The sequence below is a fragment of the Agrobacterium sp. MA01 genome, assembly GCF_009650195.1.
Taxonomy (GTDB): domain Bacteria; phylum Pseudomonadota; class Alphaproteobacteria; order Rhizobiales; family Rhizobiaceae; genus Allorhizobium.
The window spans coordinates 1,984,198-2,005,543 of record NZ_CP045854.1 but is presented as its reverse complement, the minus strand read 5'-3'; the positions used below and the strand labels follow the sequence as shown (position 1 = coordinate 2,005,543).

Genomic DNA, 21,346 nt, shown 5'->3' with positions numbered 1-21,346 from the left:
GATACAATGCCGTCGAGCGACTCCCGTCAAAAGATCGCTTTGCCGATCCGCAACGAGGCGTCGTCGCCATTGAGCAGTCTTGCCAGAATGCTCAAGCTGTGGTGGCGGGTGCGGAAGACGCGTGTGCAGCTTTCGCAATTGACGGAAGAGCAATTGCGCGATGTCGGACTGTCGCCTGATATGGCCGAGCGGGAAATCAGGAAGTCGCGGCTGCTTTTGATCGATCGGTGTTTTCAGCCGCCCATGTGATCAGCAGTCATTCCTGCCGTTGGCCCATCGAACGACGTCCTGGCGAATCCGCGGCGCGACATCCTCGTTCAGGAGTGGGCCGAATGCGTCAAGGCGAGGGGGCTTTCCTTCCGCCTGAACCACCAGCACGGGGCGGTCGTCGCGTGATCCCTTGCGCACCAAAAGGATCCGTGGACGACCGGAGAAAGAGCTGAGTTCAGGGGAAAGCTGGTAGGTCTTGAACGCGGCGTCCCCGGACTTGAACCAGCAGCGGTTCGCAGCGACCGCGACCCTTTCCATGATGTCGAGGGCAGACTGACCGCTTGCCGGTGGGCGTGGTGCCTCGGGCTTGCAGGCGGCAAGGCCGGCTGCTGCAAGGAGGACAACGGAGAAGGCGAGGCGGCGCATGGGCAAACTTTCGGCTGACTGCCGCCTTCCCTTATATATCCGTGGTTAAGCGAAGCTTACTTCAGGCCGCGATGACGTCGAGCGCCGAGGCGAAGATGCCGCGACCGTCATTGCCGCCGTGGGCAGCCTCGATCAGGTTTTCCGGGTGTGGCATCATGCCGAGAACGTTGCCGCGTGCGTTGATGACACCGGCGATGTCGTTCATCGAGCCGTTCGGATTGGTGCCGTCGGCATAGCGGAACACCACCTGGCCATTGCCCTCGATCGTCTTCAGCGTCTCGGCATCGGCGAAGTAGTTGCCGTCGTGGTGCGCGACCGGGCAGCGGATGATCTGGCCCTTGGCATAGGCGCGGGTGAAGTCGGTATCGGCGTTCACCACTTCCAGCTTGATTTCCTTGCAGACGAACTTCAGCGAAGTGTTGCGCATCAGGGCGCCCGGCAGCATGCCGGCTTCGACCAGGATCTGGAAGCCGTTGCAGACGCCGATAACCTTGACGCCCTTCTCGGCCTTTTCCTTGATCGCCTGCATCACGGGCATGCGGGCGGCAATCGCGCCGCAGCGCAGATAGTCGCCATAGGAGAAGCCGCCGGGGATGACGATCAGGTCGACATCCGGGATCTCGGTCTCGGTCTGCCAGATCGTCACAGGCGCGTGGCCGGAGATCTTGGTGAGGGCCGCGATCATGTCGCGGTCACGGTTGAGGCCTGGGAGCTGGACGACGGCTGATTTCATGGCTGTGGCTCGAACCTTGCTTGGGCTTCCTGGAACTCGCGCAGTTCCAGACGATTGTCGATCCGGTCTAACCGGCTTTCGAAGTGTCCGACGGTTGCGCGCAGGTTGTTGACGTCGCCCTGCAGCGCATGCAGTTGCGCGCGCATTGTCTGATTATCCGCGCGCAACTCGCTGATGGCAAAGTCCACCTTGTCAAATCTCTGATGGAGCTTCTTCAGAAGCTCAAACATCAATTCGCTGGTGACGTCAGCCATCGCGCATCTCCTACAACCCTCAGGCGATGGAGATAGTATAGTTCTCGATGACCGTGTTGGCGAGGAGCTTCTCGCACATCGCCTTCAGGTCGCTTTCAGCCTTGGCCTTGTCTTCGCCTGCAAGCTCGAGATCGAAGACCTTGCCCTGGCGGATCTGGCCAACGCCGTCAAAGCCGAGCGCGCCGAGCGCGCCTTCGATGGCCTTGCCCTGAGGGTCAAGTACGCCGTTTTTCAGGGTTACGGTGACGCGTGCCTTGATCACTGATCTCTTCTCCAAAGCTTACTTGACGAGAACCGGGCCAGTGCCGCGCACCGGTTCGTTTTCATTCATGATGCCGAGACGACGGGCGACTTCCTGATAGGCTTCAAGCAGCCCACCCAGATCCTGGCGGAAGCGGTCCTTGTCGAGCTTCTCGCGGGTCTCGATGTCCCACAGACGGCAGCTGTCCGGCGAGATTTCATCGGCCAGGATGATGCGCATCATGTCGCCTTCATAGAGGCGGCCGCATTCGATCTTGAAGTCGACGAGCTGGATGCCGATCCCGAGGAAGAGGCCTGAGAGGAAGTCGTTGACGCGGATGGCGAGCGCCATGATGTCGTCGAGCTCTGCAGGGTTCGCCCAGCCAAATGCCGTGATGTGCTCTTCGGAGACCATGGGGTCACCGAGCGCGTCCGACTTGTAATAGAACTCGATGATCGAGCGCGGCAGCACGATGCCTTCCTCGATGCCGAGGCGGGTCGAGAGCGAGCCGGCGGCGACATTGCGCACGACGATCTCGAGCGGGATGATCTCGACTTCCTTGATCAGCTGCTCGCGCATGTTCATGCGGCGAATGAAATGGGTCGGGATGCCAATCTTGTTCAGATGCGTGAAGACGTATTCGGAGATGCGGTTGTTCAGAACGCCTTTCCCGTCGATGACTTCATGCTTCTTCTTGTTGAATGCCGTTGCATCGTCCTTGAAGAACTGGATCAGCGTGCCGGGCTCGGGACCTTCATAGAGGATCTTTGCCTTGCCCTCGTAAACGCGGCGGCGACGGTTCATGGGTGGTTTTCTCTATTGTTGGCATCCCGGCGCGCCTGGCGCGGATGCAGTGGATCGGTCTTTGAAGCGGTCCCTTAACGGAAAACCTTCGTTTTCACAATGCGCAGATCACCCCTTCCTGCCAAAACGTCGCGCTGCCAACGACTCATCCGGACTCGCGGAAGTTTGCATTGCACTTTGTACTCCCTTTTGATTAATGGGGAAACGAAACCGCACGATGGCGGCACAAAATGGGAGATCGATATGAGCGGCATCAGTGATCGCGAAAAGGCCTTCGAAAACAAGTTCGCACACGACCAGGAGCTTCGCTTCAAGGCGGAAGCCCGCCGCAACAAGCTGGTGGGTCTGTGGGCAGCCGGCCTGCTCGGCAAGACCGACCCGGACGCCTATGCGAAGGAAGTCATCGCTGCCGATTTCGAAGAGGCTGGCGACGAGGACGTGATCCGCAAGGTCATGGGTGATCTGACGGCCGGTGGCGTGTCGATCACCGACGAAGAGCTGCGCACGAAAATGGTCGAGTTCCTCGGTCAGGCCATCGACCAGATCCAGAACAGCTGATCAAACGATCCGCGACTGCAACGACAATCCGCCCGGGCTCAGCCTTGGGCGGATTTTCTGTTTCTGAGCCGTTCGGAGACATCACTGAAGCTGGCCGGCCAGGCAAGGCCGTAGCCCTGCAGGATATCGCAGCCGAGCCGGGCGAGGATGCGGGCATGCTCCTCGGTCTCCACCCCTTCGGCCGTCACCTTGATGCCGAGCGAGCGGGCGATCTGGATGATAGACTTGACCAGGATGCGCTGCTCCTGGCTGTCGGGCACGTCCTCGATCAGTTGCCGGTCTATCTTCAGTGTGGTCGGTTTGAGGTTCAAAAGCCCGACGATCGATGCATGTCCGGTGCCGAAATCGTCGATCTCGATGTCGATCGCCAGGCGTCGCAGCATGTCGAGGTTGCTCATGACGGCAGAGTCCTGACGGTCGAGGAAGACGCTCTCCAGAAGTTCGAACGACACCGTGCCCGGCTTGATGTCGAGATCGGCGAGGCCACGTGCCAGGTCGGGGTCCGTCAGCCGGCGGGCGGAGACGTTCACGGAGATCTTCGGCGGAGCGATGCCCTCCTGGCGCCAGGCGTCCAGGTCGCGAAGCGCCTTTTCAAGGATCAGGCCGTCGATCTGGGCGAGGATGCCATACTCTTCAGCAATCGGAAGGAACTTGTCGGGGCCGAGGATGCCGCGGGTTGGGTGGCGCCAGCGTGCGAGGCACTCCGCCCCGGCAACGGCCCGCGTGCGTGCGTCGAACTGCAGCTGGTAGTGGGGGAAGATCTCATCGTTCTCCAGCGCCCGCAGCAGTTCGCTGGAGAGACGGTTGGTATCGGCGAGCAAGGTTCGGCTTGCCTGGACATAGAATTCGTAGCGGTTGCGACCGAGATTTTTCGCCTTGTAGAGTGCAATATCGGCATTCTGCAGCAATTGCTTCGGGTCGATGTCGCGGGTCAGGGTATGCGCGATACCGATGCTTGCGCCAAATCGGCATTCCTGGCCATTGTACCAGGCCGGTTGCCGCATCTGGGCTATGATGCGGTTGGCGATGGCGATGAGAGTGGGTGTTGCGCCGTCGTGGTCGAGGAGAACGACGAACTCGTCTCCACCGATTCGCGCGGCAAAGTCGGTGATCCGGATGTTTTCGCGCAGGATGCGGGCCGCCAGCATCAGCATGGCGTCGCCGGCGCCGTGACCGAGTGTGTCGTTGATCTGCTTGAAGCGGTCGAGGTCGATGTGCAGGATCGCGATGCCGGATCCGAGCGCGCCCTTGCCGGCGCGCCATTCTTCGAGCTTTTCCTCGAGGTAGCGTCGGTTCGGCAAGCCCGTAAGGTAGTCGTGCAGGGCCGACTGCTCGGCCTCCAGTCTTGTCCGCTCAAGCTCCGCATTGCGTGCTTCGGCGAGCATCTTCTGCTGCTCGAGTTCCTGTCTGAGGCGCTGATCCTCGGTCACGTCCCAGTTCACGCCGATCATCTTCAGCCGGCCGTCGTGGTCCATGAAGGGGAGGCTGTTGGAGCGGATATAGCGTGTGCTGCCGTCCCGGGCGGTGATCCGGTAATTGTCAGTGAACGGTTTCAGTTCGGCAATCTTTGTCGCGACGTAAGCCAGCGTCCGGGCACGGTCTTCCGGATGAAGCTTGCTCTCCCAGAAACCGCCGATCTGGACTTCGCAATCGTTTTCGACCTCGAAGATGCGGCGCATCCCTTCGTCCCATTCGCTGGTGCCGGCGTCGAAATCCGTTTCGAAGATGCCGATACCCGAGATGTCGATTGCGAGCTTCAGGCGGCGGGAGAGCCCCTCCAGCCATTCTTCCTGCTGCTTGCGGGCGCTGATATCGGTGTCGGTGCCGATGATGCGGGCGGGCTTGTCGTTTTCGTCGCGCTCTACGCAGGCGCCACGGCACTCGATCCAGACATAGTGACCGTCCCGATGGAGTTCCCGGTACTGGAAGACGCTGTAATCCGGGTCGCCCGCGTTTTGCCGTTCGATGCAATGCACGACGCGCTCACGATCCTGAGGATGCACGAGTTCCAGCCATTCCTCCATCGTTGGCGGGAAAGTGTCGTGCGGTCCCAGTCCCCGGATCTTGCGCCAGACGTCGGAGTAATAGAGTTCGCCCGAACTGCGTTGATCCCAGACACCCAAGATCGAGCCGACCAGCGCGTGGTTCCAGCGGCTTTCGCGCTCTTGCACCTCATGCAACTGTCGGCGAAGGGCTGTCACGTCCGTCATCTGGAGCAGTACGGAACCGACCCTGGAGTCTGCTGAGGCTTGGCTTGCCAGCGTGACGATGAAATGTCGGGCGTCGCCGCCCGGCGTCGAAATTTCCAGTGTCGACGGAGCCCCGTCCATCCGCCGGCCAAGGGCCAGCAGCAATTTGGCGGCGTCGGCGCCCTGCAGGTGTCTGGCGAGATTGTCGCCGGGCGCAACGGCCTCCCCGAGGGCCGCGCCCAGAGCCTTGTTCATCGTCCGGATTATGCCGTCGGGATCGAGCCAGGCCGCCGGGAAGGGAAGGCAGGCGATGTCGATACCATCCGCGCCGGGAGTAGAGGGAGAGGCCGCGTGTGGGCGCAAAATCAGGCTCCTCGCTTCACATGATTGCAAGGAGTCTATGAGTACCCGCTTAAGAAGGGCTTAAACTGGTCCTGAAGATGCCAGGATTAACCCAACGTTTGCATCTCTTCGGATTGGACGCTTGCTCTCGAACTCAGGCCTGCAGGCGGCCGATGAACTGCGCGAAGACCATCGTGCCTTCCGGCCATGGTCCGTGCCCGGATTCGGCGTTGATGTGACCCGATTCGCCTGCATCGATCAGGAACGAGCCCCAGGCATTGGCGATATCCTCTGCATGGGCATATTCGCCGAAGGGATCATTCCGGCTCGCGATCAGGAGAGATGGAAAGGGCAGGGTCAGGCGCGGATATGGCCCGAAAGTCATCAGGTGCTTGGGCCGGATCTCGGGATTGGAAACGTCGGGCGCGGCGACGAGAAAGGCGCCGGCGACCTTGTTCTTCATCTCCGGGATCGCATGCACGATCGCGGGCACGCCAAGCGAATGCCCGACGAGTACGACCGGCTTGGTGGCCGCGTTTACCTCTTCGGCCACGCGGGCGACCCAGTCTTCGCGCACGGGCTTTGACCATTCCGCCTGTTCCACGCGCCGCGCCGTCGATAGCTTGCCCTCCCACCGGGTTTGCCAGTGGTCGGGGCCGGAATTGGTGTAGCCGGGAACGATCAGGATTTCTGCGTCTGAAACTTTCATGGTCCCTATCTGCTGTCCCGCATGGTCGTCGTCAAGATTATGCCTCCTCGAAGGCTCGATAAAAATAATACGCAACACATACTAGTTCGATCTTGTGGGCGGTGTTACGATCGCATCGTGCCCGGATCGGGAGGAGATCGATCGGGGCTGTTATCGGGAGGAATTTCATGAAGCACGTCCATTTGACGGCGGCGGCACTGCTGCTGCTCGGCCTTGATCCGTCTGCCGCGCGCGCTGCTATCGCTTGCGCCGACCTCGCCAAAACAGAGAACACGCCCGCCGACGTAATAATCACCGAGGCTGTCGAAACGCTTCCGAGCGAGGAGGTTTCCGTCGCCCATTGCCTGATCAGGGGCAAGACGCCCGACAGGCAGGGGATCGATGGCAAGACCTATGCGATCCGCTTCGAGTTGCGGCTGCCGGTCGAATGGAACGAGCGTTTCGTTCACCAGTTCAATGGCGGGAATGACGGCGCTGTCGTTCCGGCGCTTGGTCCGCTTCTCGGAGGTCGCAAGAGTGACACGGCGCTTGCGCGGGGTTACGCCGTTGTTTCGAGCGATGCCGGTCATGACGGCAAGGCCAATCCGGACCGGGGTCTGGCCGGCGGAGCGGCCTTCGGCTTTGATCCGCAGGCGCGCCGTGACTATGGCTACGGCGCCGTCGCGACCCTGCAGCCGATCGCCGAGCAGATCGTCGAGAAGCATTACGGCAAGCCGATCGCCTATCGCTATGGGATTGGCAGCTCAAATGGCGGTCGGCACGGCATGATGGCGGCGGAGCGGATGCCCGAGGTCTTCGACGGATTGCTGGTCGGTTATCCCGGTTTCAACCTTCCGAAGGCGGCGATCCAGCACGCGCTCGACATCCAGGCCTGGTCGACCGTCGATCCCGATATTGCGAAGGCTTTCAGTCGCGATGACCTCAAGACCGTGGCGGATGGCGTGCTGGCCGCCTGCGACAGTCTCGACGGTGTTCCGGACGGCATCGTCGCGGATGCCGACGCTTGCGAAACGACATTTGAGATCGAGACCCTTGCCTGCGCGAGCGGGGCCAATACTGGCTGCCTTCGTACGGAGCAGATCGAGGCGCTCAAGACATCCATTGCCGGGCCTAGGGATGCCGAGGGCAGGGCGCTCTATACGCACTGGATCTTCGATACCGGCATAGCCTCGTCCAACTGGCGCACCTGGAAGCTCGAAAGCCCGATCGAACCCTGGGCCAAGAGGCCGATCATCGGGGTGATGGGGGCAGCCTCCCTGGCCCAGGTCTTCACGACACCGCCGACGGAAGTGGGCGGCACTCCGGACGAGTTGATCGCTTTCCTGCGCGATTTCGACGTTGCGCGCGACGGTGCGAGGATCGCGGCCGCCGACGAGACCTTTACCGAGTCGGCCATGGACTTCATGGTGCCGCCCGGTGCCGATAATCCCCGGCTCGACGCCTTCCGGGAGGCGGGCCACAAGATGCTCGTCTTCCACGGCAATTCCGACCCGGTTTTCTCGGTCGTCGATACGGTCTACTGGTACAAGAAGCTCGATGCCAACCATGATGGCAGGGCGTCGGATTTCGTGAAGCTCTACCGCATCCCGGGAATGCCGCATGGGGCGAGTGGTCCTAGCTTCAACGACTTCGATTTCTTCACGCCGCTCGTCGACTGGGTCGAGCAGGGCAAGGCGCCTTCCGGCGTTGCGGCAGGAATAACGGAAGACAATACGGAAGCGGCTTCGCTCGAGGGCACGCGCTTCCTCTATTGCCCCTATCCTGCCGTGACGCGTGCGGGCGCCGATCCAGCCGCCGACGGCGAGGGCCGCTATACCTGCCGTTGACGGTCCGGCCCCGGCAGCGGCAGTGCCGATCTGCCGGGGCTGTCACGCCTTCGTGCGCAAGTTGCGCAGGACATGGCAAATGTTAGCTGATACACTAATTAGCTCAGGACAAAGTGCGTCGCATGTTTCTTGAAGCATACGATGTCCCTGTTTACGGCGCGTTGTCGCGACCGCTCCGGCCCCGACGCCGCCCACGCATTTCACTTTGCAGCTTACAGACCCTGTTGCTCGAGGAGGAAGTGAGAATGTCGACATTTCATGTGATGACCGGTGCGACCGGCACGATTGTCAGGCCTACGGTACGGCAGATCGCTGTGTCCGATGTCTTTGCAGCACTGCGTGAAGGTTATGAGGATTTTCGTGAAAAGCCTTCCCACTATGCCTTCGTGGCGCTGATTTATCCGATTGCCGGCGCAATCATGATAGGTTGGAGTTCAGGCGTCGAACTGCTGCCGATGGTTTATCCGCTGCTGGCCGGCTTCGCGCTTGTCGGCCCGCTTCTGGCGCTCGGGCTCATGGAAATCAGCCGTCGCCGCGAACTCGGCCAGCCTGCCAACTGGTCCGACGTGCTCAGCCTCTTCAAGTCGCCATCATTGCCTGCGCTTCTGATGATGAGCCTCTACCTGCTGACGCTCTTCATGGTCTGGCTGGTGGTGTCGCGCGGGCTCTATCTCTCGCTGATCGGTGACTATCCGTCGCCGGGCCTCTTTGCCTTCGCGGGCGGCATTCTCGACCATCCGAATGCCCTGGCCTTCCTGTTCTGGAGCAATGGCTTCGGCTTCGTTCTTGCGCTGCTCGCGCTCGTGATCAGCATCGTCGCGTTTCCTATGTTGCTCGACCGCGATTGCGGCGCCGCCTCGGCAGTCTCGACCTCGGTCAGGGCAAGCCTTGCCAATCCTGTGCCGGTCGCCGTCTGGGGCCTGATGGTCGCTGGACTGCTGGCGATCGGGATGGCGACGCTGATGGTCGGGCTCGTGATCATCGTGCCGGTGCTTGGCCATGCGACCTGGCACTTCTATCGCCGGCTGGTGGTCTGATCCTCGACCCTTATGCGCCGCCGACGGCATAGGCGGCGAGCGCCGCCAAGGATAAGACGAGAGGCAGCAGGCGCTCGCCTCTCGTTCGCGCGTTGGTGATCAAGGCCATCATCGCAGATGCAACCAAAGCGGCCGCAAGCAGTAGCGTGCGAACCAGCGCGCGGCTGCCATCAGTCTCGATCCCGGAGGGGTCGATGGTCGGATCAAGCCCCGGCATCCAGTCGTATCGGTCGCCGCTCAGCAGCAAAATGCCCGAGATGGCAAGGATAGCGGTTGTCGAAAGAAAGAGGCGTGACAGGCGCGCCATGCTTCACTCCTCCCCAATCAAAACGGGCGCGAATGTCTCCGCGCCCGTCTCGTTATGTCCGATGTCCGTTCGCCGGGTATCAGCCGAAGACGCGGGCAAAGATCGTGTCGACATGCTTGGTATGGTAGCCGAGGTCGAACTTTTCGCGAATGTCTTCTTCCGAAAGCGCTGCGCGCACCTCTTCATCACCCAGAAGTTCCTCGAGGAAGTCGGCGCCTTTTTCCCACACCTTCATCGCGTTGCGCTGCACGAGCCGGTAGCTGTCCTCGCGCGAAACGCCGGCTTGCGTGAGCGCGAGCAGAACGCGCTGGCTCATCACCAGGCCCTTGAACTTGTTCATGTTCTTCAACATGTTTTCGGGGTAGATGACGAGCTTTTCGATGACGCCGGCCAGACGGTTGAGCGCAAAATCAAGCGTGATCGTGGTGTCGGGGCCGATGGCGCGCTCGACGCTCGAATGGCTGATGTCGCGCTCGTGCCAGAGGGCGACGTTCTCCATCGCCGGAACGACCGACATGCGCACGAGGCGGGCGAGGCCTGTCAGGTTCTCGGTCAGAACCGGGTTGCGCTTGTGCGGCATGGCGGACGAGCCCTTCTGGCCCGGCGAGAAGAACTCTTCGGCTTCCAGCACTTCCGTGCGCTGCATGTGGCGGATTTCGATCGCGACGTTCTCGATCGAGGACGCGATGACGCCAAGCGTGGCGAAGAACATCGCATGGCGGTCGCGCGGGATGACCTGGGTCGAGATCGGCTCCGGCACGAGGCCGAGCTTGGCGCAGACATGTTCTTCGACGCGCGGGTCGATATTGGCGAAGGTGCCGACGGCGCCGGAGATCGCGCCGGTCGCGACTTCCGCACGGGCATTTACGAGGCGGTCACGGTTGCGGGCCATTTCGGCATAGAAGCGGGCGAAGGTCAGGCCCATCGTTGTCGGCTCGGCATGGATGCCGTGGCTGCGGCCGATGCGGACCGTATCCTTGTGTTCGAAGGCGCGGGCCTTCAGCGCTGCCAGAACCCGATCCATGTCGGCGATCAGGATGTCGGCGGCGCGGACCAGCTGAATGTTGAGGGTCGTGTCGAGCACGTCCGACGAGGTCATGCCCTGGTGCACGAAGCGGCTATCCGGGCCAATGAACTCGGCGAGATGCGTCAGGAAGGCGATGACGTCGTGCTTGGTGACGGCCTCGATCTCGTCGATGCGGGCGACGTCGAATTCGGCCGGACCACCCTTTTCCCAGATGGTGCGTGCGGATTCCTGTGGGATCACGCCGAGGTCAGCGAGCGCGTCGCAGGCATGGGCCTCGATCTCGAACCAGATGCGGAATTTGGTTTCGGGGGACCAGATGGCGACCATTTCCGGCCGGGAGTAACGCGGGATCATCGGGCTCGTCTTTCGTTGGACATGGGAAAATGCTGGCCCCCCTTAGCAAAGTGGGGCGGCAAGCTCAACGGCTGCGGCGGGCCATCACCATGCTGAGCACCAGAAGCATGGCCAACCCGGCCGGCAGCAGGTGGCGCAGCCCGAGCACGGCGAACTGGTAGAGGGCGGATGCTGTGGTGAAAATCTGCTGATAAACCCAGATGCGCGAGGGGAATGGTGCGTGCCAGTGGGCATAGAAGCTTCGATATTGCAGGGCATAGATCCCTGAGATCGCACCGACCGTGACGACGCCGAGCAGCAAAAGCCAGGCGGCCAGAACGGTCTGCTGCCCTCCGCGCTTTTCGACCACGTGGATCAGGGGCAGGGCGACGAGCCAGCCGATCAGACCGCCGGCAGCGTAGATCAGGGTCAAGGCCAGGTCATGACTGCTTGTCGCGCGTCCGAAGAAATGGACGGAAAGCTGAAAGCTTGCCGCCATGGCCAGAGCCCAGGCAAGCGAACCGCCCATCCACAACTGCACCGACGGCAGCGGGCGGCGCGGCATCAGGGCTTCACCGGGACGGCCAGCCAGCGCAGATTGTTGCCCTCGAAGCCAAGGGATGCCACTTGGACCATGATCATGTGCGGTCCGTTCGAGCCGTAGCCTGGGGTGACGACACCGCCGACGGCGTAAGCACTCGGGCAATTGCGGCTCTTCGGAATGGATTTGTCGCGGTACACCTCGCGCCGCACCTCGGGTTTTGCATCATCGGCGATCGAGAGCGCAAAGCCGCGCACATTGACGTTCAGGTTGACACAGAGATCCTCGCCCTTGGCCTCGAATTGTTCGAGGCTCTCGCGGTACACTCCTTCCGATACATAGAAGCTCGGATAAGCCTGGTAGCGTAATTCATCGGTTTTGCCAGCGAGTTCGCCGATCGGTGCCATGGCCACCAGATGCCCGGGGTCGTCACCGATTTTGCGTTCATCGAGGATGGCCTTCGCCTGTTTCAGGCTCTCCCGTCGTGCTTCACCGATGGGGGCTTCCTCCCGCTTGATCAGAACGCTGACCGGCGTGCCCGGAACATACTGGTCCGTTTCGGTGTCGATCACCTGAATTTCGGCATAGGCGAAGCCGGAGCCATCCTGCTCGCCGAACTGCTCGAAGGCGAAGAACTTGCCGTCAGGCGAGAAACCCAGGGGACGCATTTCCGCCACGTCTCCGGCTGAGGCCGCAGAGGCCGTCAGAAGCGCGAGCGCGATGGCAGATAGCTGCAGTTTCAAGCCCGACCTCCCTCGGCTGCCTTTCGCAGACTGTCGACCGTCTTGCGGTAGTCGTCAACGCCCTTGCCCTTGAAGATCGCCGAGCCGGCAACCAGCGCATTGGCGCCGGCCTTGGCGATTTCGGCGGCATTGTCGGCGGTGACGCCGCCATCGACCTCGAGGTCGATCGGGCGGTTGCCGATCAGGGCCTTCGCCTTGGCGATTTTGTCCGTCATCGCCGGAATGTACTTCTGGCCGCCGAAGCCCGGGTTGACGCTCATGATCAGGATCAGGTCGAGATCATCCATCACATGCTCGAGGACCGAAAGCGGCGTTGCCGGATTGAGCGAAACGCCGGCCTTCTTGCCGAGCGCCCGGATGGTCTGCAGCGAGCGGTGCAGGTGCGGGCCGGCTTCCGCATGCACCGTGATGATGTCGCAGCCGGCATCAGCGAAGGCGGCGAGATAGGGATCGGCCGGCGCGATCATCAGGTGGCAGTCGAAGACCGCCTTGGTCCAGGGGCGCAGTGCCTTGATGATTGCGGGGCCGAAGGAGATGTTCGGGACGAAATGGCCGTCCATCACGTCGAGATGCACCCATTCTGCGCCGGCGTCGACGACGTCGCGCACTTCTTCTCCGAGGCGGGAGAAGTCGGCAGCCAGAATGGAAGGCGAGATCAGGAGAGGGCGGGTCATCGGAAGCTCCTCGCGGGCCAGGGATCGATCGATGCCGTCGCGGACGAGAGGCGCGGGCACCAGCTGTTGATGGCGGTCCGCATAGCATCGGCGCCCTTGAGCGGCAACCATGCCTTCGGATGAGACGCCTGTCATCGGCATGGCTGGCCTTGACGATTGCTGCCCGGCGCTGCATCCCTCGGCAAAAGCATAGCCATCCGGGAGGACGTCGTGGCCAAATTTGCAATCATCACCGGCGGAAGCTCCGGCATCGGCCGTCATCTGGTGTCGGCCTTTGTGCGCGAAGGATATGACGTCGCCTTTACCCATCTCGGTCAGCCGGATGCCGCAGCGGAGGTCGAGAAGGATGTGTCTGCGCTTGGTGGTCGCGCGATCGGTCGGGAATGCGAGGTGGCCAACAGCGCTGACATCGAAGCATTCCTGGACGAGGTGATCGCCTGGGCGGGACAGGTGCCGGACGTGCTCGTCAACAATGCCGGCATCCAGACCTGGGCCTCGATGCTTGAGCTTTCCGAAGAGCGCTGGGACGCCGTCATCAGCACCAATCTCAAGGGCACCTTCCTCAACAGTCAGCGTGTGGCGCGCCGCATGGTCGAGGCGGGCAAGGGCGGGTCGATCATCAATCTCGGTTCCGGCTGCAACAAGCAGGCCTTTCCGAAACTGGTCGACTATACTGCATCGAAGGGCGGCATCGAGCAGCTGACCAAAGTGTCGGCCGTCGAGCTCGGGCCGCATCAGATCCGCGTCAATTGCGTGGCACCCGGTGCGATCGAAACGGCACGCACCCAGGCCGAGGCTCCCGATTATGCGAAGACCTGGGGCGATGTGACGCCTCTGCGTCGTGTCGGCACGCCGGAAGACATTGCAGGACCGGTCCTTTTCCTCGCCGGTCCGCAATCGGCTTTTGTGACCGGCCAGACGATCTGGGTGGATGGCGGCGTGTTCAGCCAGGCCTTCTGGCCCTACCGCGACTGATCGCGGTTACTGCGATGGTTCGGACACGGGCACGAATGCGTTGTCCTGCCATTTCAGCAAGCGATAGGGGTTCTCGGTCAGCTCGTGATCCTCACCGAAGGTGATCGGGCCGATCACCGTCTCGAAGGTCGTGCCGATCAGTGCATCCGTGACGGGTGTGCCCATGGCGGACGAGATGCCCCAGGAATCTGCGAGCATGGTGACGGCCGCATGGGCCGGCAGAACATAGCCCTCTGGAGCTATCCCTGCGGCCTCGAAATCGCCGATCAGCGCCGGAGCCGATGGCCCCTGCGGTGTCTCCACGAGACCGACCGCGAGCACGCCATCTTCCAGTGGAACTGGTTCATCTGCCGCCCGCATGGCTTCGCCGCCGAGAAGCGTCAGTGACAGGTCTTCAGCCTTGGCGTCACGGGCGATGATCGAGACATCGTTGCGATCGCCACCGACAAAGACATGGCTGATGCCGGCCGTCTTGAGCCGACGGACCAGTGTCAGCTGCTGCTCCTGACCCGGTCGGAAGGTGTCAATGAAGGCGGGTTTCAGGCCGCGTTCTTCGAGCGTGATCCGGATCGCCTCGGTCAGTTCTCGGCCGCGGATCGTGCCGTCTTCCAGCAGAGCCACCGGTTCGCCTGGCCAATCACGCAGGATGACCTGAGAGAGCTTGCCGGATTCCTGATCGCCATTGGGTGCGAGACGGAACAGCGGCCAGCCGGCCTTTACCGCATCCTCCATCAGCCCTTTCCAGCGGACCGACAGTGTCAGTGCGGGAAGGTTGGCATCTGCCAGAACGGGCAGGCCCTCCTTCAAGGTTTCGCTGCAGAGAAAGCCGACCGCTGCCTTCACCCCGGCCGCCGTGATCGCTTCGGCCACCGCCTGGCCGCTGCCTTCGGTGCAGGGCTCGTCGATCTCGACAATGCTGATTGATAGTCCTTCTGCGGCCAGCGCCGCGCCCTCGCGCACCTGGTCGCCGAGCACGGCGAAGCTACCGGCCGTCGGGGCGACCACGGCAAGTTTCAGCTCCGCAGCCGACGATGCGGGCACGCTGAGCAAGAGCAAAGCGGGGAGCGAAAGCCAGGTTGTGAAAGGGCGTGCGTGGGTCATGGCACGATCCTAGCCGAACGCGCAGGCAATTGGAAATGCTGGCTTTACGCCGGGCAATGCGGTGCATCACCGAAATCGTGATGGTGTTGTGGAAAAGATAAGGGCTGCGGCCCATATTGCGGTGTCTTGAGGGCAAGCTTCCAAGGGGGAAACGTGAGTTTGAGCATGCAAGTTCTGGATCCAGCCGTTTATCGCGAGGCCATGAGCCATTATGCGGGGCATGTGCAGATCGTGACGACGGAGCACCAAGGCATCCGGCGCGGGGTTACGATCACCGCCGCCTGCTCGGTGTCCGACAGCCCGCCCATGGTGCTTGCCTGCCTCAACAACAGCAATGCGAGCAATGCCGTGCTTTTCGAGAGTGGGCATTTCGCCTTGAATACGCTGGGCGCCCATCACCAGGATCTGGCGAATGCCTTTGCAGGGTTCGGCAAACTCTCTGCCGAAGACCGGTTTGCCCAGGCTGAATGGCAGGTGATGGAAACCGGGTCGCCGGTGCTTGTCGATGCGATCGTCGCCTTCGACTGTGTCGTGACCGACCGCAAGGTGACGAATACCCACACGATCCTTTTCGGCGAGGTGAAGGCGGTGCATTTCGGTCAGCGTGAGCCGTCGCTCATCTATCTGGACCGGGGCTATCACACGCTATAGACTTCCCCTCGAACATGGGAGGAGACATGGCAGAGACCTCGGGAAAGGTGCTGCCGGAGACGATCGATGGCATAATCGATCTGCTTTCGGCTGAGGATTATCTGGCCGGCAGGCCGCTGGCGACGGTGCTATTTCTCGCGCTCAAGATGAAACGGCCGCTTTTCCTGGAAGGGGAAGCCGGTGTCGGCAAGACCGAAGTCGCCAAGGTGCTGGCCAAGGCGCTCGACCGCCCGCTGATCCGCCTGCAGTGCTACGAAGGCCTCGATGTGGCCTCCGCAGTCTACGAGTGGAACTACCCGGCACAGATGCTGGAAATCCGCATGGCTGAAGCCTCCGGCGTCTCGGATCGAACCCGGCTCGAGGGCGACATTTTTTCCGAGCGCTATCTGATCCGCCGTCCGGTCCTTCAGGCGCTGCAAGGCGAACCGGGACGCGCGCCGGTTTTCCTGATCGACGAACTCGACCGCACTGACGAGGCCTTCGAGGCTTTCCTGCTGGAAGTCCTCTCGGATTTCCAGGTGACCATCCCCGAATTCGGGACGGTGAAGGCCTCCGAGCCGCCGATCGTCATCGTCACGTCGAACCGCACCCGCGAGGTGCATGACGCGCTGAAGCGCCGGTGCCTCTACCATTGGGTCGACTATCCGGCCGCTGCCGACGAACTGGTGATCATCCGCCGCAAGGTGAAGGGTTGCAACGAACAGCTCTCCCGGCAGATCGTCGCCTATGTGCAGAAACTCAGGACCATCGACCTGTTCAAGAACCCCGGCATCGCCGAGACCATCGACTGGGCAACGGCGCTTACCGAACTCGACCGGTTGGCGCTCGATCCGGAGACGATCGCCGATACGCTCGGCACGCTTTTGAAGTACCAGGAAGACATCGCCCGCATCCAGGGCAGCGAGGGCGAGAAGCTGCTCTCGGAGGTCAAGGCCGAACTCCTGGCGAAGGCCGGCTGAGATGGAAAGCTTCGGGCCGCATCCCGCCAATGGACGTGACGGAATCGTTGTGCCGCCACCGGTTAAGGGCGACGGGCGGCTCGCCGACAATATCGTGCATTTTGCGCGTGTCTTGCGAAAGGCTGGCCTGAAGCCCGGCCCCGGTGCCGTGATCGACGCCATCGAGGCGATCGACGCGATCGGCATCGGCTCGCGCATCGAGTTCCATGCGGCGCTCTCGGCGATCTTCGTCAAACGCCACGAGGATCAGCCGGTTTTCGACGAGGCCTTTTCGATCTTCTGGCGCTCACGGGATCTCGTCGGCAAGATGATCGCGCTGATGTCGCCGGTGGCGGCGATCGGAGAGCGGCAGAAGCCGAAGGCCGGCGGAGCGCGTGTCAGCGATGCTTTGTTTGCCGACAGAAAACGCGAGCCGAAGCCACGCGACGAGCCGGATGTCGAGATCGATGCTCGGCTCACGGTTTCGGGCCAGGAGGTCTTTCGCCGGCTTGATTTCGGGCAGATGACGGCGAGCGAACTGAAGGAGGCGCGGCGTGCCATTGAACGCTTGGCCATGCCGCTCGATCTCGTTCAAACGCGCCGTTACCGGATGTCGCCACGCGGGCGCATCATCGATCCGCGCGCCAGCATGCGCCAGTCGCTGCGGACTGGCGGCGACCTGATGCTGCCCAAGTTTCGAGAGCGCCGGCAACAGCCGCCGCCGCTCGTCATCCTCGCGGACATTTCCGGTTCGATGAGCCAGTATACCCGCATCTTCCTGCATTTCCTGCATGTTCTGACCGAACGTCGCCGCCGGGTGCATACCTTCCTCTTTGGTACGCGGCTGACCAATGTGACGAGGCAACTCCGTCACCGAGATCCGGACGAGGCGATTGCGCAATGCACAGACGCCGTGGCCGACTGGTCGGGCGGTACGCGGATCGGCGAAACGCTCAGGCTCTTCAACCGCCATTGGGGCCGTCGCGTTCTGGGGCAGGGTGCCGTTGTTCTCCTGATCACCGACGGGCTGGAGCGGGACGAGGTCGATATGCTTGCCCGCGAGACCGACCGGCTACATCGTTCGTGTAGGCGCCTCGTCTGGCTCAATCCGCTGCTGCGCTTTGCCGGTTTCGAAGCGCGCGCGCGGGGGGTGCGCGCAATGCTGCCGCATGTCGACGAGTTGCGGTCAGTCCATAATCTGGAAGCGCTTTCGGATCTCGTCCAATCTCTTTCCGGGGCGCCGGATCGGAACTGCGATCCCCGGCGTTACCTCGCTTCAGACAGGAGCCAGCCATGATGACCACCGAAGCCGTTCTGCGCGATCCGCTCGAAATTGCCGAAAGCTGGTTCGCCGAGGGACGATCCGTCGCGATCGCGACCGTGATCGAGACCTGGGGCTCGGCGCCGCGCCCGATCGGCAGCCATCTTGTCATCGATGGCGAGGGCAATTTCGAGGGCTCGGTGTCCGGTGGCTGTGTCGAAGGGGCTGTCATCACGGAGGCGCTCGACGTAATCGAGAGCGGGACGCCGAAGATGCTCGAATTCGGCGTGGCCGACGAGACCGCCTGGCGGGTGGGGCTGTCCTGCGGCGGCCGCATCCGCGTGCAGGTCGAGAGGCTCGGCTGATGGAGATTTCGACGCTTGCGGCTCTGAACGCCGCGAAACGTGACCGTCTCGGCGCCGTGCTGGTGAGCGACCTCGACACGGGCGTCTCGCAACTAATCACCGAGGATCAGGTTGCGACCGATGCCCTGGGGCAGGGGATCCGGGCGCGTCTTCTCTCCGGCAAGTCGGGCACTGCCGAGATCGCGGGCAAGATCCTGTTCCTGAACGTGCATCTGCCGCCGCCGCGGATCGTCGTGATCGGCGCCGTGCACATCAGCCAGGCACTGGCGCCGATGGCGGCGTTATCAGGCTTTGCCGTCACCATCATCGATCCGCGCACAGCCTTCGCAACGCCCGAGCGCTTCGCCGGTATCGATCTACGGGCTGACTGGCCGGACGAGGTCTTTGCCGGGATGCCGCTCGACCGCTATTCCGCCATGGTGGCCGTCACCCATGATCCGAAGATCGACGATCCCGGCCTGATCGCGGCGCTGCAGGCGCGCTGCTTCTATGTCGGTGCGCTTGGCTCCCGCAAGACGCATGCGAAGCGCGTCGAGCGCTTGACGGCGGGCGGTCTGGATGCCGAGACCATTGCCGCCATCCGGGCCCCGATCGGCATCGATATCGGCGCTGCCACACCGGCCGAAATCGCGGTCGCGATCCTCGCCGATGTCATCCAGTCGCTGCGCCTGCGTAGTGTCGGGGCGGCCTTCGGCTCCCATGAGGCATCGCCGTGAAGTTCGGGCCGATCCTGACACCAGAAGCTGAGGGTGCGATCCTTGCGCATTCCCAGCCACTCGCCTCCGGCAAACTGCCGAAGGGACACCGCCTGCAGACGGCGGATCTCGTTCGCTTGCAGGCAGAGGGGGTGACGACCGTCATTGCCTGCCGGCTGGAACCGGGCGACCTGATGGAAGACGAAGCGGCCGACCGGTTGAGCGCTTCAATAGAGCCCAGAGGCCTGACCCGCAGTCCGGCCTCGACCGGGCGTGTGAATTTCTATGCCTCTGCAAACGGTCTCTTTCGCGCGAACAGGACGTTGGTCGACCGCTTCAACGCCGTCGATCCCGCGATCACGCTCGCCTGTCTCGCTGATCGGCGGGACGTGCGGGCCGGTGATCTCGTCGCGACCGTGAAGATCATCCCGCTGGCCGTGGCCGGTGCACGTGTTGCAGAAGCTGCTGCCCTCCTGCAGGCGGTCATCGCCTTTGAGGTCGCGCCCTATTGTCGCCACCGGGTACATCTCGTCGCGACCCATCTGCCGTCCCTGAAACCGTCTGTCATGGACAAGACGACCCGCGTGCTTGAAGCCCGGCTTGCGCCCTCGGCGAGCCGACTTGCATCTGAACACCGGGTCCCGCATCGGGCTGACGCCGTGGCGGACGCCATCCGCGCCTCGCTTAACGACAGAACTGCCGTGGAAGACGGTCCGCCGCTCATCGTCGTCTTTGGTGCCTCGGCCGTGGCAGATGCCGATGACGTGATACCCTCCGCCATCCGCCTTGCCGGTGGCGTGGTCGATCAGGTCGGCCTGCCCGTGGATCCTGGCAATCTGCTGGTTCTCGGTCATGTGGGCGATGTCCCCGTCATCGGTGCGCCAGGCTGCGCCCGCTCGCCGAAGGAAAATGGTTTTGACTGGGTCCTGAATGGCATTCTCGCCGGTCAACCGCCCGACCGCATGGAAATGGCGGGCTGGGGCGTCGGTGGTCTGCTGATGGAGATCCCGAGCCGTCCGCTGCCGCGTCTAAGTGCCACGAAGGACGTCGATCCGGCGGCCTTTGGCCTCGTGGTGCTTGCCGCAGGGCGGGCAAGCCGGATGGGCGAGGGTGGTCGCCATAAGCTGCTCGCCGAGTTCGAGGGCGAGCCGCTCGTACGACGCTCCGTGCGTCAGGCAATCGAGGCCGGCGTCGGTGCTGTTACGGTCATCACCGGCCATCGCGGCGGCGAGGTTGCCGAGGCGCTTGCAGGGTTCGCTGTTGAAGTGCTAGAAAATGAACACTTTTTGACCGGTATGGCGAGTTCGCTGAAGGCGGGACTTGCCTCGGTCGAGGCCAAGGGGCTGCCTGGCATGATGGTGCTGCTGGCTGACATGCCGAACGTCTCCAGCGCGGATATCGCAGCACTTGCAAGCGCTTACGGTAAATCCGGCGGCAAGGCGATTGTGCGCGCCGTTTCCGATGGCCAGCGCGGCAATCCCGTCATTTTGCCCGCAGCAACCTTCGAGGCCTTGAAGACGCTTGAAGGCGATATCGGCGCCCGGCCTGTGATCGAAAGCGCGGGGCTTGCCGTCATCGATGTCGAGATCGGCCCCGCTGCCCGTCTTGATGTCGATACGCCCGAGGCCATTCTGGCAGCCGGCGGGATCCTGAAGGATTGATCATGGACAATGCGGCGATTGAGGAGATGTTCGAGGCGGTCGGGCCGGTATCGATCCGTCGAATGTTCGGCGGCAAGGAAGGGCATTTATGCGCGCGGCATCATCTTCGCACTCGAGCTGCGCGGCGAACTGATGCTGAAGGGTGACGACGAGAGTGCGCCCTTGCTCGAAGAAGCCGGCGCCCGGCGCTGGTGCTACGAGGGTCGAAGCGGCAAGCCTGTCGCCATGCCCTATTGGACGATCCCCGACGAAGCGCTCGACGACCCCGACATCATGGCGAAATGGGCGCGTATCGCGCTCGATGCCGCGATGCGGGTTACTGAGCGTGAGGCCGCTCAGCGCAGATAGGTCAGAACCGTCTGGGTGAAGGCGGAAAGCGGCTGCGGCAGGTCATCCAGATCAAACCAGCTGATTTCCGAAAGCTTGTCCGGTTCGGTCAGTTGTGGATCGCCGGATGTGTCGTCGGTGACGTAGAGCAGCGAGATCCAGTGCTGGCGGTCCGCCTCGATCAATTGTTCGGTAATGCCGAGATAGCGGATCGGACCGATCGAGAGCCCCGTTTCTTCCTCGGCCTCACGGCGCGCGGCGATCTCGGCACGCTCCATGTGATCGACCTTGCCGCCGACGATGTTCCAGTGGCCGGCTTCCGGCGCCTTCATGCGCTTGCACAAAAGCAGTTTGCCATCCCGGAGGATGGCAAGACCAACCCCGAGACCGGGGAAATCGATACCGGGCTGACCCACAG

At 62.5% G+C, this 21,346-nt stretch carries 25 protein-coding genes and 1 pseudogene; 12 read left to right on the top strand and 14 right to left on the bottom strand.

Features of this window, described 5'->3' with window-relative positions; translation table 11 throughout:
- Positions 1 to 39: 39 nt before the first annotated feature.
- Positions 40 to 249: a DUF1127 domain-containing protein gene (locus tag GH983_RS09800; protein WP_210251772.1), complete on the top strand. Its 210-nt coding sequence runs from the start codon at positions 40 to 42 to the stop codon at positions 247 to 249.
- On the opposite strand, the gene GH983_RS09795 is transcribed toward GH983_RS09800, so the two are convergent.
- From GH983_RS09795 to purC, 5 genes are all read right to left on the bottom strand, one after another.
- Positions 250 to 636, bottom strand: coding sequence for a hypothetical protein (locus tag GH983_RS09795; protein ID WP_153762298.1), 387 nt, complete (start codon positions 634 to 636; stop codon positions 250 to 252).
- 61 nt (positions 637 to 697) lie between these two features.
- Positions 698 to 1,369, bottom strand: a complete 672-nt coding sequence (gene purQ, locus GH983_RS09790) for a phosphoribosylformylglycinamidine synthase subunit PurQ (protein ID WP_153762297.1) — start codon at positions 1,367 to 1,369, stop codon at positions 698 to 700.
- Positions 1,366 to 1,623, bottom strand: a complete 258-nt coding sequence (locus GH983_RS09785; RefSeq protein WP_069041249.1) for a hypothetical protein — start codon at positions 1,621 to 1,623, stop codon at positions 1,366 to 1,368. The genes purQ and GH983_RS09785 overlap by 4 nt, the downstream gene beginning before the upstream one ends.
- Before the next feature lie 19 nt (positions 1,624 to 1,642).
- On the bottom strand, positions 1,643 to 1,885 hold the full coding sequence (gene purS, locus GH983_RS09780; protein WP_069041250.1) for a phosphoribosylformylglycinamidine synthase subunit PurS: 243 nt from the start codon (positions 1,883 to 1,885) through the stop codon (positions 1,643 to 1,645).
- Between the two features lie 18 nt (positions 1,886 to 1,903).
- Complete coding sequence (gene purC / locus GH983_RS09775; RefSeq protein ID WP_054149745.1) at positions 1,904 to 2,668, bottom strand: phosphoribosylaminoimidazolesuccinocarboxamide synthase; 765 nt, start codon at positions 2,666 to 2,668, stop codon at positions 1,904 to 1,906.
- A 243-nt stretch (positions 2,669 to 2,911) separates the two neighbouring features.
- Between purC and GH983_RS09770 the strand changes: the two genes are divergently transcribed.
- A complete protein-coding gene (locus tag GH983_RS09770; protein ID WP_054149744.1) occupies positions 2,912 to 3,226 on the top strand; it encodes a DUF1476 domain-containing protein in 315 nt (104 codons plus the stop codon).
- A 38-nt stretch (positions 3,227 to 3,264) separates the two neighbouring features.
- On the opposite strand, the gene GH983_RS09765 is transcribed toward GH983_RS09770, so the two are convergent.
- Together GH983_RS09765 and GH983_RS09760 are read right to left on the bottom strand one after the other, a co-directional pair.
- Positions 3,265 to 5,778 carry an EAL domain-containing protein gene (locus tag GH983_RS09765; RefSeq protein ID WP_153762296.1) on the bottom strand — a complete coding sequence of 838 codons (2,514 nt, stop codon included), beginning with the start codon at positions 5,776 to 5,778 and terminating at the stop codon, positions 3,265 to 3,267.
- Positions 5,779 to 5,911: 133 nt separating this feature from the next.
- Positions 5,912 to 6,466 (bottom strand): alpha/beta hydrolase, encoded by a 555-nt coding sequence (locus GH983_RS09760; RefSeq protein ID WP_054149742.1) that lies wholly within the window; start codon positions 6,464 to 6,466, stop codon positions 5,912 to 5,914.
- Between the two features lie 167 nt (positions 6,467 to 6,633).
- Here GH983_RS09760 and GH983_RS09755 point away from each other — a divergent pair, with 167 nt between their 5' ends.
- The gene (locus GH983_RS09755; protein ID WP_153762295.1) at positions 6,634 to 8,292 is read left to right on the top strand and encodes a tannase/feruloyl esterase family alpha/beta hydrolase; all 1,659 of its coding nucleotides are present in this window, start codon (positions 6,634 to 6,636) and stop codon (positions 8,290 to 8,292) included.
- A gap of 245 nt (positions 8,293 to 8,537) precedes the next feature.
- The gene (locus GH983_RS09750; RefSeq protein WP_069041253.1) at positions 8,538 to 9,329 is read left to right on the top strand and encodes a DUF2189 domain-containing protein; all 792 of its coding nucleotides are present in this window, start codon (positions 8,538 to 8,540) and stop codon (positions 9,327 to 9,329) included.
- A gap of 10 nt (positions 9,330 to 9,339) precedes the next feature.
- On the opposite strand, the gene GH983_RS09745 is transcribed toward GH983_RS09750, so the two are convergent.
- The 5 genes from GH983_RS09745 to rpe all read right to left on the bottom strand — a co-directional run bounded on the left by GH983_RS09745 (position 9,340) and on the right by rpe (position 12,954).
- Complete coding sequence (locus GH983_RS09745; protein WP_153762294.1) at positions 9,340 to 9,636, bottom strand: hypothetical protein; 297 nt, start codon at positions 9,634 to 9,636, stop codon at positions 9,340 to 9,342.
- A 79-nt stretch (positions 9,637 to 9,715) separates the two neighbouring features.
- Positions 9,716 to 11,017 carry an adenylosuccinate lyase gene (gene purB, locus GH983_RS09740; RefSeq protein ID WP_069041255.1) on the bottom strand — a complete coding sequence of 434 codons (1,302 nt, stop codon included), beginning with the start codon at positions 11,015 to 11,017 and terminating at the stop codon, positions 9,716 to 9,718.
- Positions 11,018 to 11,081: 64 nt separating this feature from the next.
- Positions 11,082 to 11,561: a hypothetical protein gene (locus GH983_RS09735; RefSeq protein WP_153762293.1), complete on the bottom strand. Its 480-nt coding sequence runs from the start codon at positions 11,559 to 11,561 to the stop codon at positions 11,082 to 11,084.
- Entirely contained in the window at positions 11,561 to 12,280 is a 720-nt protein-coding gene (locus GH983_RS09730; protein ID WP_153762292.1) for a DUF2259 domain-containing protein, read from the bottom strand. Before GH983_RS09730 ends, GH983_RS09735 begins: the two co-directional genes overlap by 1 nt.
- Positions 12,277 to 12,954: a ribulose-phosphate 3-epimerase gene (gene rpe, locus GH983_RS09725; RefSeq protein WP_054149791.1), complete on the bottom strand. Its 678-nt coding sequence runs from the start codon at positions 12,952 to 12,954 to the stop codon at positions 12,277 to 12,279. The genes GH983_RS09730 and rpe overlap by 4 nt, the downstream gene beginning before the upstream one ends.
- A gap of 210 nt (positions 12,955 to 13,164) precedes the next feature.
- Here rpe and GH983_RS09720 point away from each other — a divergent pair, with 210 nt between their 5' ends.
- Positions 13,165 to 13,929: an SDR family NAD(P)-dependent oxidoreductase gene (locus GH983_RS09720; RefSeq protein WP_054149790.1), complete on the top strand. Its 765-nt coding sequence runs from the start codon at positions 13,165 to 13,167 to the stop codon at positions 13,927 to 13,929.
- 6 nt (positions 13,930 to 13,935) lie between these two features.
- On the opposite strand, the gene GH983_RS09715 is transcribed toward GH983_RS09720, so the two are convergent.
- Positions 13,936 to 15,030: a branched-chain amino acid ABC transporter substrate-binding protein gene (locus GH983_RS09715; RefSeq protein ID WP_153762291.1), complete on the bottom strand. Its 1,095-nt coding sequence runs from the start codon at positions 15,028 to 15,030 to the stop codon at positions 13,936 to 13,938.
- Positions 15,031 to 15,195: 165 nt separating this feature from the next.
- On the opposite strand from GH983_RS09715, the gene GH983_RS09710 reads away from it, so the two are divergent.
- The 7 genes and pseudogenes from GH983_RS09710 to GH983_RS09680 all read left to right on the top strand — a co-directional run bounded on the left by GH983_RS09710 (position 15,196) and on the right by GH983_RS09680 (position 20,949).
- Positions 15,196 to 15,681 carry a flavin reductase gene (locus GH983_RS09710; protein ID WP_069041258.1) on the top strand — a complete coding sequence of 162 codons (486 nt, stop codon included), beginning with the start codon at positions 15,196 to 15,198 and terminating at the stop codon, positions 15,679 to 15,681.
- A gap of 26 nt (positions 15,682 to 15,707) precedes the next feature.
- Positions 15,708 to 16,640, top strand: a complete 933-nt coding sequence (locus GH983_RS09705) for a MoxR family ATPase (protein WP_153762290.1) — start codon at positions 15,708 to 15,710, stop codon at positions 16,638 to 16,640.
- A gap of 1 nt (position 16,641) precedes the next feature.
- Positions 16,642 to 17,916 carry a VWA domain-containing protein gene (locus tag GH983_RS09700; protein WP_153762289.1) on the top strand — a complete coding sequence of 425 codons (1,275 nt, stop codon included), beginning with the start codon at positions 16,642 to 16,644 and terminating at the stop codon, positions 17,914 to 17,916.
- Positions 17,916 to 18,245 (top strand): XdhC family protein, encoded by a 330-nt coding sequence (locus GH983_RS09695; RefSeq protein WP_069043790.1) that lies wholly within the window; start codon positions 17,916 to 17,918, stop codon positions 18,243 to 18,245. The genes GH983_RS09700 and GH983_RS09695 overlap by 1 nt, the downstream gene beginning before the upstream one ends.
- A complete protein-coding gene (locus tag GH983_RS09690) occupies positions 18,245 to 18,961 on the top strand; it encodes an XdhC family protein (protein WP_153762288.1) in 717 nt (238 codons plus the stop codon). The genes GH983_RS09695 and GH983_RS09690 overlap by 1 nt, the downstream gene beginning before the upstream one ends.
- Complete coding sequence (locus tag GH983_RS09685; protein WP_153762287.1) at positions 18,958 to 20,601, top strand: NTP transferase domain-containing protein; 1,644 nt, start codon at positions 18,958 to 18,960, stop codon at positions 20,599 to 20,601. The genes GH983_RS09690 and GH983_RS09685 overlap by 4 nt, the downstream gene beginning before the upstream one ends.
- A gap of 2 nt (positions 20,602 to 20,603) precedes the next feature.
- Positions 20,604 to 20,949, top strand: a pseudogene (locus GH983_RS09680) (TfoX/Sxy family protein).
- On the opposite strand, the gene GH983_RS09675 reads toward GH983_RS09680, so the two are convergent.
- Entirely contained in the window at positions 20,937 to 21,344 is a 408-nt protein-coding gene (locus GH983_RS09675) for an NUDIX domain-containing protein (RefSeq protein ID WP_054149729.1), read from the bottom strand. The pseudogene GH983_RS09680 and the gene GH983_RS09675 sit on opposite strands and share 13 nt — an antisense overlap.
- Positions 21,345 to 21,346: the final 2 nt, after the last annotated feature.

Excerpts from the sequence above, each read along its gene's own strand:
- GH983_RS09795 (WP_153762298.1), bottom strand. The coding sequence starts at position 636 with ATGCGCCGCCTCGCCTTCTCCGTTGTCCTCCTTGCAGCAGCCGGCCTT.
- purQ (WP_153762297.1), bottom strand. The coding sequence starts at position 1,369 with ATGAAATCAGCCGTCGTCCAGCTCCCAGGCCTCAACCGTGACCGCGAC.
- GH983_RS09785 (WP_069041249.1), bottom strand. The coding sequence starts at position 1,623 with ATGGCTGACGTCACCAGCGAATTGATGTTTGAGCTTCTGAAGAAGCTC.
- purC (WP_054149745.1), bottom strand. The coding sequence starts at position 2,668 with ATGAACCGTCGCCGCCGCGTTTACGAGGGCAAGGCAAAGATCCTCTAT.
- GH983_RS09770 (WP_054149744.1), top strand. The coding sequence starts at position 2,912 with ATGAGCGGCATCAGTGATCGCGAAAAGGCCTTCGAAAACAAGTTCGCA.
- GH983_RS09760 (WP_054149742.1), bottom strand. The coding sequence starts at position 6,466 with ATGAAAGTTTCAGACGCAGAAATCCTGATCGTTCCCGGCTACACCAAT.
- GH983_RS09755 (WP_153762295.1), top strand. The coding sequence starts at position 6,634 with ATGAAGCACGTCCATTTGACGGCGGCGGCACTGCTGCTGCTCGGCCTT.
- GH983_RS09750 (WP_069041253.1), top strand. The coding sequence starts at position 8,538 with ATGTCGACATTTCATGTGATGACCGGTGCGACCGGCACGATTGTCAGG.
- GH983_RS09745 (WP_153762294.1), bottom strand. The coding sequence starts at position 9,636 with ATGGCGCGCCTGTCACGCCTCTTTCTTTCGACAACCGCTATCCTTGCC.
- purB (WP_069041255.1), bottom strand. The coding sequence starts at position 11,017 with ATGATCCCGCGTTACTCCCGGCCGGAAATGGTCGCCATCTGGTCCCCC.
- GH983_RS09735 (WP_153762293.1), bottom strand. The coding sequence starts at position 11,561 with ATGCCGCGCCGCCCGCTGCCGTCGGTGCAGTTGTGGATGGGCGGTTCG.
- rpe (WP_054149791.1), bottom strand. The coding sequence starts at position 12,954 with ATGACCCGCCCTCTCCTGATCTCGCCTTCCATTCTGGCTGCCGACTTC.
- GH983_RS09715 (WP_153762291.1), bottom strand. The coding sequence starts at position 15,030 with ATGACCCACGCACGCCCTTTCACAACCTGGCTTTCGCTCCCCGCTTTG.
- GH983_RS09710 (WP_069041258.1), top strand. The coding sequence starts at position 15,196 with ATGCAAGTTCTGGATCCAGCCGTTTATCGCGAGGCCATGAGCCATTAT.
- GH983_RS09705 (WP_153762290.1), top strand. The coding sequence starts at position 15,708 with ATGGCAGAGACCTCGGGAAAGGTGCTGCCGGAGACGATCGATGGCATA.
- GH983_RS09700 (WP_153762289.1), top strand. The coding sequence starts at position 16,642 with ATGGAAAGCTTCGGGCCGCATCCCGCCAATGGACGTGACGGAATCGTT.
- GH983_RS09695 (WP_069043790.1), top strand. The coding sequence starts at position 17,916 with ATGACCACCGAAGCCGTTCTGCGCGATCCGCTCGAAATTGCCGAAAGC.
- GH983_RS09690 (WP_153762288.1), top strand. The coding sequence starts at position 18,245 with ATGGAGATTTCGACGCTTGCGGCTCTGAACGCCGCGAAACGTGACCGT.